Origin of the sequence: Paenibacillus sp. FSL H3-0329, from assembly GCF_037963285.1 — a bacterium.
In the GTDB taxonomy this organism is placed as follows: Bacteria; Bacillota; Bacilli; order Paenibacillales; family Paenibacillaceae; genus Paenibacillus_AQ; species Paenibacillus_AQ odorifer.
Window position 1 is genome coordinate 4,527,928 of the sequence record NZ_CP150150.1, and the last position, 12,459, is coordinate 4,540,386.

The window sequence follows — 12,459 nt, forward strand, 5'->3', positions numbered from 1 at the left end:
TTACCCTCCTCTGGAGCTGTTTTTATACTCTTTAGGAGATTGGCCATATTTTTTGCGGAAACAAAAGCTGAAATAGTTAGGATCGGCAAAACCTATTTTTTCTGCAATTTCAAAAGCCTTCAGCTCCGTGGATCGCAAAAGTTCCTTGGCTGCTTCTAACCTAATTTGCAAAAGATAACTAACGAACGTCATTTTCATTTCCTTCTTAAAAATACTGCTAAAATAGCCGGTACTTATATGTAAATGCTGACAAACCTTGCCGATGGAAATATCAGATTCAACATAGTGGCTGCGTATATATTCTTTAGCTTCATCAATAAGCAGCTTATAGGAAGATTGACGTTCTAATGCAATCGTATCCATTAAACCGCTACAGACTGCAATAATCCATTGCTTGGCTTCGGCCATACTATTAAATTTATTAATGGCAGTTAGCGACGAAATGCCAGAACCAATATACTTTGCAGCCTCACTGCCGGATTCTTTAGCCACTCGCAGGATAGATGTAAAAATCTCCAGCAAAAAAATCTGATAATCCTGTGTAGACACCTGCTCTGCGTCAAGACCAGCAAATAACTCCTCAACAACCTCTTTAAGTTCTTGCACCGTACCTAGTTTAATCGTCCGGATTAAGGATTGCTGGGTTAGTTCATCATAGGTTAGCAGTGTGCTGGAACGTGACTCAACGTCCTCAATCCAGATCACCCGGTTATTGCCGAGAATAAGCCGATAATCTAATGCCTGCATGGCATCCCCAAATGAATTAAATAACAAAGCAGGCGATGAACAGACCGTTCCGGAGCCTGCCGTTACCGTCAGCTTCAGAAAACGCTGTACGTTCTGGCGGATTTCTTCAAAAAGCTCAAAAGTCTTTCCAGTGATATCAGTTTCTTCCCCTTCTTCATGGATTGTGAGCAATACGACCTCATCACGATGAATAAACACCCTTCCAAAACCATGCTTCGAGCATATTTCTTCAGCAATATTCAGCACAGCGAATAGCTGTAAATTCTTTTCACCAGTGTCTCGTAAAGAAATTTGCCTGCCTGTTGCACCCCCAGCAGATTCCCGCTCAGGACGAATATAATCCACACTAATTACCGAAGCCTGAAACCACCGTCCCGTTAATTTTATGCCATATTCAGAGCTCTTCTCAGCAATTTCATCCGTACGCAGTCTACGCGAAATAAGGGACGATAAAAATTGCTCCCTTAACACAGGCAGACTTTTCCGGTAATGCTCACTGAGTACAAATACATTTTCCTTTTCTGCAATTTCAGCCTCAATAGTGACCCTAACCTTAAGCAGTACATCAATTAATTCCTGCGAAGAGAACGGTTTCAAAATATACTCGTCAATTTGCAATTTTATCGCCTTCTGAGCATATTCAAATTCATCATACCCAGTCAAAATGATAATCTTAGTGTTAGGATGATGACTACGAATCCATTCAGCCAGCTGAAGTCCATTCATAAAAGGCATTTGGATATCGGTAACTACCACATCCGGCAGCAAACGGTCTATGGCATCCGCAGCTTCCCGTCCATTCTCCGCCTGCTCAACAATCTCAAATCCGTAACGCTCCCAGTCAATCTGCCCGATAACGCCTTCCCTAACGTCTTCTTCATCTTCAGCAAGAACTAGCTTATACATGTCTCATCCCTCTTTGGAAACGTTTTAGATGTCATAAATTTTATTGTATATGATTCAAACCAATCCATCTATGGTTAAGTTATTTAAATAGTTTTAGGTATTAATATATTAAATACATATAAAAAAAGAGTTCCAGAGCAAAAAAAAACCATCCCGCCGTAGCTGGGATGGGGATGATCGGTAACCTATAAGTATTATAGCAACGCTTTGTTAAAGCGATAGCCTGCTGTCTTTTCGAAACCGATATGACGATAAAAAGCATGTGCCGGTGCGCGTTCTACGCGGTTGCCACTTCTAAGGAAAAGCTGACAGCAACCTTGCTCACGTGCCCATTCTTCTGCTGCGGCCACAAGTCTTTTACCGAGTCCGTTTCCTCTGAGTTCTTCTGATACGATAAGTGCAGTAATCTCAGTGATACAATCTGTCTGTTTGTAATACGAGCTTACCTGTCTAAGGCCGATCATACCCACAACTTCATTGTTCAGCTCTGCTACAAGTGTGCATTGGAGATTGCTGTTCTCCATGCTTTCCAGTCTCTCTTTCATCACGCTTAGCGTTGTTGGATAGCCGAATTCCCGCAGAAGCGCTGTAACTCTCTCCAGATCATTCAAGCCGCATTTGCGAATTTCCAGTACAGGTGCCATGGTACTACTGTTCATCCTCATATACCTCCACTTTTAGCATAGACGCCGCCTGCTTGGCTATCGTCCGCGCGATTTCCACATCTTCCGCCGCACTTAACGCTACTGCCATCCGCCGGCCAGGACGAACTTCCGGTTTACCAAATACGCGAACCTGAGTCCTGGGCAGTTCCAAAGCTCCTCCAATTCCGGTCACAGCAAAGGCTCGTCCTTCTCCATCAGCCTTCAGCGTAGCTGAGGCACCAGGTGTCAGCAATTGTACTGACTGGACAGGAAAACCAAGAATAGCTCTGACATGCACTGCAAATTGAGATAAATCCTGCGTCACCATCGTGACCATCCCCGTATCATGGGGTCTAGGTGACACTTCACTGAACAATACGCCTCGATCTGTCAAAAAAAGTTCCACTCCAAAAATACCGAAACCTCCGAGCTGATCCGTTACTGCTTTTGCAATAGATTGCGCTTCTTCAAGCAGCTCTGGCTTCATAAAGTGAGGCTGCCAGGATTCCACGTAATCTCCATCCTTCTGAATATGTCCAATAGGTGGACAAAATACCGTTCCAGATACAGAACGCACCGTCAAAAGAGTAATCTCGCTCTCAAAAGTAACAAAAGCCTCCACGATAACTCGCGTTCCTTTAGCTCTCGCTCCATCCAAAGCAGTGTTCCAGCAGTTTTCTGCATCCTCAGGGCTTTTGCATACGCTCTGACCCTTGCCAGAAGAACTCATAATCGGCTTAATGACACAAGGAGTGCCTAGCTCGGCTATAGCTTGTTGCAGCTCTTCCAGACTATCCGCAAAACGGTAATCAGCGGTTGGCAGTCTAAGGTCTTCAGCCGCAAGACGACGAATCCCTTCTCTGTCCATGGTCAGCCGAGCCGCCCGCGCCGTCGGAACAACGAAAAAGCCTTCTTCTTCAAGCTCTTGAAGAGCATGAGTGGCAATTGCCTCAATCTCCGGAACAATGACATCCGGTTTCTCAGAGCGAATCAGCGCTTTCAGCGCCTCTGCATCCAGCATATCAATTACATGTGAACGATGAGCTACACCCATCGCCGGTGCATCGGTATAACGGTCTACAGCTACGGTCTCTACGCCAAGGCGTTGAGCTTCAATTATGACTTCCTTACCCAGTTCCCCGCTGCCCAGCAGCAACAGCTTGCGGCTTTGAGCTGAAAAAGGAGCTCCCCACATTGTCGATTCCAACCTCTTTCGGCAAATTGACTGTCTCGTTTTTATGAATTTCAGAAAACGTAACAGTTTCATTGTATATTTTCAGGCTTCTTTATTTTCATCCATCATACGCCAGATTGCAAGTGTTCTTCGACATTTTCCTACAAACTTCACAGAACTTTGTCGACTTTATCAACGAAAGTTTGTTCTAGACGTGATAATTGGTGGCTTATTTGGCCCCAATGATCTGCAGTCTCACCCCCTTTAAGGAGATCTAACATCGCTTTCTCTTGCTCCGCAAGCCCTTCTTGCAGGCTTTCGGCAGCAGATTTTAATTCTCTGCTGATATTCTCGACGTAATGAGCAATTAATTTTTCCTTCTGCACTGCCGCTGCAAGATTAACCGCTTCTTTCAAAAGCGGCTCTGCCGCACCTTTGACCAATTCCCGCCCAGTTCCCTCAAAGAAATAACGCGGGGATTTGAAATGGCCCCATAAAGCGGACCACTGCACAGGCTGAAGCTGGCATTCCAGATCCTTAGGAGATGGCCAAGCCTGCTCCTCATTCTCCATAAGATGAAATTCCTCCGTGGAAAAGAGTAGCTCTGTAGCTGCCGCTTCAGCAGCTTCATGAACAAGCCTGCGTCCCGTGCTCTCTAGCCGCAGCGTTGTTGCCCATAGCTCTTGCTCAAGCTCGCGCTGAGTAGTACGCATTAGTTCGGCACCACAGGCAGAGAAAATGGCTTTTAAATTCCCTGCATCCTCACGCAGTAAGGAGGGATGAAAAGATTCCTGAAAATTTCTATTGAAGGAGAAGCTAATCCGCTGGCACACATGATAGATCAGTTCTTCACTTTCGTGAATAAGATCTCTGCTAGGACGTTCCTCAGTCTCCAAAAGAGACAACCGCTTCATGGCGAACTGACGCCGTTCCTGCAGTTCTTTTAACCCGGCTTCACGCTCGCCCGCCGCCTTGGAAGCCAGATTCTGCCATTCCTCAGCCCGGTGCCGAACCGATGCGATACTCTCAGCAGCTGCGTTAAGTGAAAGCTGAGGAAGCTCATCACCAGCAAAGCTGGATAATGCTTGCTCAAATTCATTGAAGCGGGAGGTTCCATAAAGATCGTGATTATGTTGAGTTTTAGCTTCTAGAGCAAGCAAGCTGGACAAAGCATAGATTCTCGGAGACCGCAAACCTCCGGCACGCAGATTTTGAACGACATGTGCTTTAACCTCATCTAGTTCTTCTTCGCTTGAAGCGAGATCGGAGGCATTAATAATAAAGAACATTTTATCGAGAGCAAAGCTGTCTTTAATGCGGCCCAGCTGGGCCAAGAGGCCGCGATCCGCCTTCGAAAAAGCGTGGTTATAATAGGTCACAAAACAGATCGCATCCGCATTTTTCATGTAACTAAAGGTTACGCCAGTGTGACGTGCATGCAGTGAATCTGCTCCTGGTGTATCTACGAGCACAATCCCGCTCTCAGTCAAAGGACAGGCATAATAGAGGTCAATCCCTTGCACAAAGCAAGCTCGGGTCTCTTCCGCAACTAGGTTTCGATATTCTTCCAAATCAACCGTCCGCACCGTTCCTAGCAACGGCTCCGCTTCAGCCCAACCGGATGCTGCGGCTCTTAGAAATCCTGCATGCGGCAGCGCAGAGGGGTGGATTCCCCGTTTTGGCAGGTTCGCAAGTACTGCTGTCCACGTATCCTGTTGCGGCTCTCCAAGCTGCAGCACGCTGAAGGAATGGCAGATGTCATCCCAGAAATCCGCCATGCTCTTCATCGTTACAACCGCGCTGGCATGGCGGAAGTCTCCTTCCGGCGCCAATATGCGGTTAACTGCGGCCGTGGCAGGGTGTGGCGACACGGGCAGCACTTCTTCGCCGAGCAAAGCATTGGCGAAGGAAGATTTGCCTGCGCTGAACGCACCGAACAGCGCAAGGGTAAAGCGGCCGCCGGCGAGATCCTCCGCCCGTGCAGCCAGACTGCGCGCCGCAGATGCCATCGCTGGCTCGCGGCGCAGCAGCTCTGCCGCAGCCGCCAGCGCGTCAGCGGCTGCCGAGAGCCGGCGGCGTCCGCCCGCCGGCGAAGCCGTTCCCGCCGCCCAGCTTGCGGCGGCGGCACTTCCAGCCGCGGCGCGTTCGCGCGGCTGGGTCTCCCGCGGTGCGGCGCTCTGCGCAGCCGCACGCAGGGTGACCTTCACCTCCGGCAGGATGCCGGGGGTGAGGGTCCGGCGCGGCGGCAGCAGCGCCGCTAGCTCGTGCGCGCGGGCGTCAGCCGCGCGGTCCAGGGCGGCTAGCGCGCGGGCAGCACTCGCCTGCCGCGTAAGGGCCTGTTCGCGGCGCTGGAGTTCCGCGCGCTGCTCCTCGATAAGCGATGGCAGCTTCGCCAGCAGCTCATCGCCAACTAACAGCGCAGCGCGGCGGAATTGGCTCTTCAGATCTGCCGCAAGTGTGCGGCAGAAATTGAGCAGCGCCTCGCCGCTATACCCCGTTCCCGGCTTAACTGCAGCCGCCAGCCATTCCTGGCTCACCGCCGGGAACCCTTGCTTCAGAGTCGTCTCTGCCTCCTCTGCCCACAGTCCGAGATTCTCCGCCCATTGACGTACCAGCTGAATCAGATGCCATTCCAGCTGTGCGGAAACCTCTCGGACCAGTAATCCTTGCCAGGCATCCAGTCGTTTGTCTTGTTCCTTCTCCCGCCGTCCGGCTGTAGAGAACAAACCTAAGCGGAAGCCTGGGCTGACACTCTCCACATAGCTCCCTGCCGCCTCTCTAATATCCGCAGGCATTAAGTTAGCATTATTGAGTAAGGCATCAAGATCACTTCGCAGGCTCGCTCGTGATTGCTGAGGCAGCTCCTCAAGCAGTGCCTTCTCTTCCTCCAGCGATTTCAGCTCTTCCATCACAACTGTAACCTCTACACCCTCTAGCTCAGCTAAAAGAGTTTCCCGTTCCTCCTGCTGGTCTTCACGGAACGCGGTCAGCGAAGAATCTGCTGTATGATGAATGGAACGTGACAAGCTATATTGAAGCAATTGTTCCCTGTGCTCCAACAGCTCTGTTATAAGGTTCAGCAGATTATCCCAATGATTCAATGGGTGCTCTTTCATTTTGAGTGAGGTAAACAGAATCCCCGCACAATGAATCCCCCACTGCTCAAAAGCATTTTCAAGCTGGCGTTTATATTCTTCAATGGAAATTTCTTGTTCTCTGTGCTTGTCTATCTGATTAACAATAAGATAGAGCGGTTTGCCCCAGTCACTAAGATTTTTGGCAAATGCCAAATTATTCTCTGACTGTACATGGTTATAATCCATAACATAAAAGACGACATCAGCTAAATGCAGCGCGGAACGAGTGGCCGCCTGGTGGCCATCATCCGTCGAATCCACGCCAGGTGTATCCAATAGAACACCATGCTTCCCTAGAAGAGGAATCTCATTCCAGACTTCAATAGCGGAATATTCTCCGCCATTTCGACAATATTCCTGTAATCTTTCTGGTATTGTCTCTACAGGGGCAGATTCATTTTCACTTCCCTCAACCCTTGGATAGATAAGCACTCGTGGAGCCCCGCTGCGGATTGAAACAATATTGGCACTAGTCGGCACAGGTCCGGAGGGCAACACTGAGCTGCCGCATAAAAGATTAATCATGCTGGATTTCCCTGCCGAAAAATGCCCACAAAAAGCAAGGGTCAGTTCATTCCCACCCTCTTTATTTTGTAAATCTTCATATATTCGTTCAGCACTCTCATCGCGCCAGTGGCGCATTAAATCTTTCAGTTGGGAAAGCAGCGATGCTGTTTCACTTAATGTCTCTCTCTGAATTCTAACCCGTTCCGCTCCCACAGACATTCCACCTCCACAGTTACCTTTTAATCATGCACTTATCTTAATCCATTCATGAATACTGATTTAAGCTCTTTTTTATGCAAAACTTATATAGGTGCAATTTCTGAACTTTAGCGCGGAACATTTTTATAAATAATAATTACAGTTTATCACCAGTTTGACACAAATTAAATACACACTACTTACAAAATAACCTATCATCTCCTACGAAATGATACCAAAAAAAGAAGCGACGTTGTCGTCCTGTAAAGCCAACAGTCGTTTCTCGTAGAAATATAAGGATATTCAATAAAAAAAGGAGCCAGCCCCAAGGGCTGACTCCATTTCAGGTCACTTCTCAATTATGCAGTTTCCAAAACAGGCAACAGAATTTCGAATACTTTTCCGTGCTGCAGAATAGTCAATCCACGAGATTTGTCTCTCATTACGACAACCTCTGGTTTTACAGACATACGCTCCAGATAGTGCTCAGGCACATCACCGGAATGACTGATCGTAATGCCCTCTACTTCTTGCTCTTCATTTTCTTCCAGCGGGCTTTCCACTACGCGGTCAAAAATATCCGAGAATACCTCAAAATTATCTGTGTATACAGAAATGCATTTCATCTCTATCCCATCCTCTTCTTCAACTCTAACTTTTAACTTTTTGGCGTATGATCTTTAGCTTTCCTGACGACAGCCGTTTTCATACGTTTTTTGCCCTCTCGACATACATCAAGGAGCGGACAAACCTGACATTTTGGATTCTGAGCCTTACAGTGATATCGTCCAAAAAAGATTAGCCGGTGATGCGTGAGCGTCCATTCATCACGTGGCACAGCCTTCATCAGCTTTTTCTCCACTTCCAGCACAGAATCTTTCCAGCCTGCCAATGCAAGTCGTTTAGCAACCCGCTCCACATGAGTGTCCACAGCAATGGCAGGAACTCCAAATGCGTTGGACACTACTACGTTAGCGGTTTTACGACCTACTCCTGGCAACGTTACAAGTAAGTCATGTGCCTCAGGCACTTCTCCGCCATACTGTTCTATGAGTATAGAGCACAGGCTTTGGATATGCTTAGCTTTGTTACGATATAAGCCGATGCGCCGGATATCCCCCTCCAATTCCTCCAGCGGCACAGAAATATAATCGATGGGGGCTTTGTACTTTTGGAACAGGTCCTCGGTCACTTTGTTCACCGTTGCATCCGTACATTGGGCTGACAGCAGCACCGCTATTGTCAATTCAAAAGCGTTACTGTGATTCAGCTCGCAATGTGCATCCGGAAACAAATCTCCAATCGTATCCAAAATGTGGCGGACGTCTGCAGCTTTCATAGTGTCCCCTCCACGGAGCAAAAACGCTCAGAAAATTCTATCGAGCGTCTCACCTCAAATGTTAGAAATATAAGCAAAGTATGTATTATAACGTATGGATTCATACATTTCAACACATACGATACTGGCATTATATTTCAAGTATTAACGCCTTGATTGTCCTAATAAGAACAGTAAGCGTTTAAGAGAGAAATATAAGACATACAGTATAAGAGCAATACTTATACTTTCTTATATTTCAAAAAAAACGTCTTGACGCAGGTAAAGCCCCCTGTGTCAAGACGGTGATTCACTCAGAAATCCACCATTGCAACTATTGTTTCACAATTTCAACCAAAATATCATTATTGAAATACATTATAATATTATCATTTTCTTTCAAAGATTGCACGGATAAAGTCGAATCTCCCTGATGAATATAAACATTAGCAGGAACAAAGAATTGATATTTATCGTTCAAATTAGGTCTCTTCGTCACCAATGAGTTTGTTGCACTCTCATAACGTGAGAATGTTCTACTGAGCTGAGACATAATACGAATCGTTGTAGATCCATCCGGATCCTTGCGAATCTCTACTCTGTCCCCTGCCGTCAAGTTGCTAAGAGCAGTCGTTGTCGAGCCGTCACGAATGATTTTGACTCCTCCACTTACCGCTAAGGTCTGTGCAGCTCCAGCATAATCCTTCACGACTACACTATTCCCCGCGGCATCTACAGAACTTACCTGGCCTGTTGTGAGCTTAACTGCTTGAATAGCCAGCGGTGAGCTACCATCAAAAGTCACATTAAGGTAATCTCCCGCTTTTAAATCCGTTAGCTTAATGCTCTCACCAGCTTCATTGGTCAACGGGATTGCCAAAGTATTAATATCACTGGTTCCCCCATTCCATTTGATGCCCAAACGGTTGGTTCCAGAATTCACGGTTGCCGCTTCAACTTGCAGCACAGTCTTCACTTTCAATACCGCTATCAGATCCTGACCTGTAGTCAGTGAAGCCGTTACATTGCTTCCAATAGGAATATCACTTAGGGAAGGACTAGTCTTACCAAAGAGATCAACAAGTTGCGGATAAGGCATCGTTAAACTTTGTCCATCATTAAGCTTCAAAACAAGAGTTTTCGACGTAGAATTAACAGCTGTTAAAGTTCCTTCGTACTTTGTGACAATTTCCAAAGACAAAGCCCGCTGTCCTATTGCCTTCAGATTAACTTTGCGGTTCTCGATAAGTTTCGCACCCATATTAGTTAAGTTAGGCAATGCACCTTCATAAATCAGCTTTGTTTTCTCATCCAACTGAACCACATGGGCTTTTTTGCTGCTATCCATAACTGTAAGGAGCTGTGTTTTGCTATTATAATCCACAATTGTTGCTCCACTATACTGCTCAATTTGGCGGCTTAACACTTCAATTTTGGTGACTTGATCGCTGCTGTTTAAGGTAACCTGAATCTTGTCCCCACCTACTGCATCAGCAATAAGATCATCAGCTACTGCTCCACTCATGTTCGGAATAACAATCGTCGGTTTAGTGCCAAGCAGTTTAACCTCACGATTTCCGTCTGCTTTTTTGTAAACAACTGTGGAACTAGTCAGCTCGGTAAGTACCCCGTCAACTGTCCGTTCAACACCTTCTGTCACTTCTACAGTGCGGATCACATTATCTTGAATCGTATATTTGACCGCATTACCTGTCTTCAAATCTGCAGGTTGCAACACTGATGCTTGAGAGCTGAATAATGAAGTCCCATCTTCCCATTTAAAAGTTTCTACAGTACCCGCAGTATTTTTGAAAGTAATGCTTTTACCAGTAAGATCTACACTTTGAATAGTGCCTGTTGTTGTTTTGTTAACAACCCCTGAAGTCACTTGAACCTTTACTACTTTATGTGAACCACTATACGTTTCACGTTGCAGTGAAACTACACTATCTGTTACCAGCGAAGCAGGTTCAATTCCAGCTCCATTTACATCCACAAAGGAAGTAGTCTCATCGTAGTAGTATTCTGTGAACCCTGTTGGTGACTTTAACCAAAGCTTATTACCTGGAGCTACCATGGCGAAGTTTCCTGACAGAGTCTCTACTTGTTGTGTAGGGTCAGTCACTTCAACATAAGCCGCGTTATATGTCGCGCCAATTACAGTAACCTTAGTGTAGGGTTGGACATCACTTAGATTGATTCTGCTTTCAGAAGCACTTGTGTAATAAGCAGTACTTGGTCCCAGGGTATATGTAGAAGTCTTTCCGTTGTTATAGACGGATAGTTTCCCATCTGCTAATTGACTGATCGTTCCTGATACCGTGTTGTCGTATTCAACCGTATTGTGAGCTTCAGCGCGACTGAAAAAAGTCGCCAATTGCGCACGTGTTACAGCGCCTTGCGGATCAAAACGATTGCCATCAAGTCCATTGGCTAGGCCTAAATCAACGGCAACGTTGATGTAACCACGTTTGTTGGCAGACACTTTGGTATCATCTGCAAAGCCAGTTGGCTCACTAGCAGCCCCTGCTGCATCTGCGCTTTTTCCAAGGGAGCGGATTAACAGCTCCGCAATCCATTCCCGGGATGCTTTACGCTCTCCCCAAGAAGTCTTCAGATTATCTGGAGCCATTTCGGTTGCTTTATCGAGTAATCCTTGTTGAAAAGCCAACACAACATAATCCTTGTAATAATTCGTAACCTTAAAATCGGTAGGCAATGCTACCGCAGAAGAAGCATCCACTTTATCCTGCAACTTCATAAACCGCAGGGCCATAAGCACTGCTTCCTGTTGAGTTACAGAATCTCCAGGACGGAACAATCCATTATTCCCAACCACAATTCCTTGTGAAGCGAGTTTGTAAATATGTTTTTCAGCCCAGAAGCCTGTCTTCACATCGCTAAAAATCCCTACAGATTGTGTAGTGGTTGATGTCGGTGTAGTGGCAGCTGTGTCTGCAAACACTGCACTTGCACCACCAAAAACCATAACACCAGCCATAACAGCCGACACTGCTTTATTAGAATAAGCCTTCAATGGACGTTTTGACCTTTTTTGCGCGGACAATAGATTATTCCCCTCTCTATGACTCAAATAAATAGTATGTTTAAAAATTCGTCAGCTAGATGCCTAATTCCTTTGTTGCATAATCAATTAAGAATTATCTCTAGTCATAGGATGCAATAGATCCACATGGCCCATTAGACTTTCTACCTTTTCACCATCAACTAAAACTTCGATACTCTTTACTTCCGCAAATTGAAAATAAGTTTTGGCAAGTGAAGTAATGGCAAAGGATTCTCCACCCGCACCAAGCTGAGCCTCATCTGGTTTATGAATATCCATTACGATTTGACCTTCAACGAATTTCAATGATTTGAGTTCAATTTTCCCCCATAAAGGGACAAGATCTGTATTCTCATTACTTTGCAGTGCTTTGAACGTCTCTGTATATTTCTCAGCATCGTCAGAGTAGTTAATCGTAGTCTTAGCAGGCACTAAATCCATAATTTGCGAATCTGTGTAATAAACTTCAATACTCTGGCTTTGCTTTTGTGTCTCATTTTCTACCGGCTTCGATGACGGCTGTGTTTCTGCATTAGTATTATCTGCTGTCGGTTGCGGAGTGCTAGCCACTTCGCTTTCCTGATCATCAGACGGAGCTGGGGTACTTTCTCCCGCACCACTTACAACGTTTGTAGTATCTTGCTCCACTCCATTAGCAGGAGCTGCAGTAGGCTTATCTCCACAGCCAGCAATCACTAGTAGAAGCAGCGCAGCAACCCCAACCATAGTCCATTTTTGTTTAAACATTAATAAACGCCTCC

At 46.2% G+C, this 12,459-nt stretch carries 8 protein-coding genes; all 8 read right to left on the reverse strand.

All coding sequences use genetic code 11. The features are described 5' to 3' along the window. The gene (locus tag NSQ66_RS20015; protein WP_339279362.1) at window positions 1-1,653 is read right to left on the reverse strand and encodes a response regulator; all 1,653 of its coding nucleotides are present in this window, start codon (window positions 1,651-1,653) and stop codon (window positions 1-3) included. A 194-nt stretch (window positions 1,654-1,847) separates the two neighbouring features. Next, window positions 1,848-2,312 (reverse strand): GNAT family N-acetyltransferase, encoded by a 465-nt coding sequence (locus NSQ66_RS20020; protein ID WP_232061416.1) that lies wholly within the window; start codon window positions 2,310-2,312, stop codon window positions 1,848-1,850. Next, window positions 2,302-3,492, reverse strand: a complete 1,191-nt coding sequence (gene purT / locus NSQ66_RS20025; protein ID WP_076141299.1) for a formate-dependent phosphoribosylglycinamide formyltransferase — start codon at window positions 3,490-3,492, stop codon at window positions 2,302-2,304. The genes NSQ66_RS20020 and purT overlap by 11 nt, the downstream gene beginning before the upstream one ends. Window positions 3,493-3,641: 149 nt before the next feature. Continuing rightward, window positions 3,642-7,334 (reverse strand): dynamin family protein, encoded by a 3,693-nt coding sequence (locus NSQ66_RS20030; protein WP_076141300.1) that lies wholly within the window; start codon window positions 7,332-7,334, stop codon window positions 3,642-3,644. A 338-nt stretch (window positions 7,335-7,672) separates the two neighbouring features. After that, complete coding sequence (locus NSQ66_RS20035) at window positions 7,673-7,939, reverse strand: hypothetical protein (protein WP_036676334.1); 267 nt, start codon at window positions 7,937-7,939, stop codon at window positions 7,673-7,675. Between the two features lie 32 nt (window positions 7,940-7,971). Beyond that, the gene (gene nth, locus NSQ66_RS20040; protein WP_036676333.1) at window positions 7,972-8,652 is read right to left on the reverse strand and encodes an endonuclease III; all 681 of its coding nucleotides are present in this window, start codon (window positions 8,650-8,652) and stop codon (window positions 7,972-7,974) included. Window positions 8,653-8,965: 313 nt separating this feature from the next. After that, on the reverse strand, window positions 8,966-11,698 hold the full coding sequence (locus NSQ66_RS20045) for an S-layer homology domain-containing protein (RefSeq protein WP_081388069.1): 2,733 nt from the start codon (window positions 11,696-11,698) through the stop codon (window positions 8,966-8,968). 87 nt (window positions 11,699-11,785) lie between these two features. Continuing rightward, a complete protein-coding gene (locus tag NSQ66_RS20050) occupies window positions 11,786-12,445 on the reverse strand; it encodes a GerMN domain-containing protein (protein WP_076104455.1) in 660 nt (219 codons plus the stop codon). Between the last annotated feature and the right edge of the window lie 14 nt (window positions 12,446-12,459).

Bases quoted from the DNA above. Each gene is read 5' to 3' on its own strand.
- NSQ66_RS20015 (WP_339279362.1), bottom strand. From the start codon at position 1,653: ATGTATAAGCTAGTTCTTGCTGAAGATGAAGAAGACGTTAGGGAAGGC.
- NSQ66_RS20020 (WP_232061416.1), bottom strand. From the start codon at position 2,312: ATGAACAGTAGTACCATGGCACCTGTACTGGAAATTCGCAAATGCGGC.
- purT (WP_076141299.1), bottom strand. From the start codon at position 3,492: ATGTGGGGAGCTCCTTTTTCAGCTCAAAGCCGCAAGCTGTTGCTGCTG.
- NSQ66_RS20030 (WP_076141300.1), bottom strand. From the start codon at position 7,334: ATGTCTGTGGGAGCGGAACGGGTTAGAATTCAGAGAGAGACATTAAGT.
- NSQ66_RS20035 (WP_036676334.1), bottom strand. From the start codon at position 7,939: ATGAAATGCATTTCTGTATACACAGATAATTTTGAGGTATTCTCGGAT.
- nth (WP_036676333.1), bottom strand. From the start codon at position 8,652: ATGAAAGCTGCAGACGTCCGCCACATTTTGGATACGATTGGAGATTTG.
- NSQ66_RS20050 (WP_076104455.1), bottom strand. From the start codon at position 12,445: ATGTTTAAACAAAAATGGACTATGGTTGGGGTTGCTGCGCTGCTTCTA.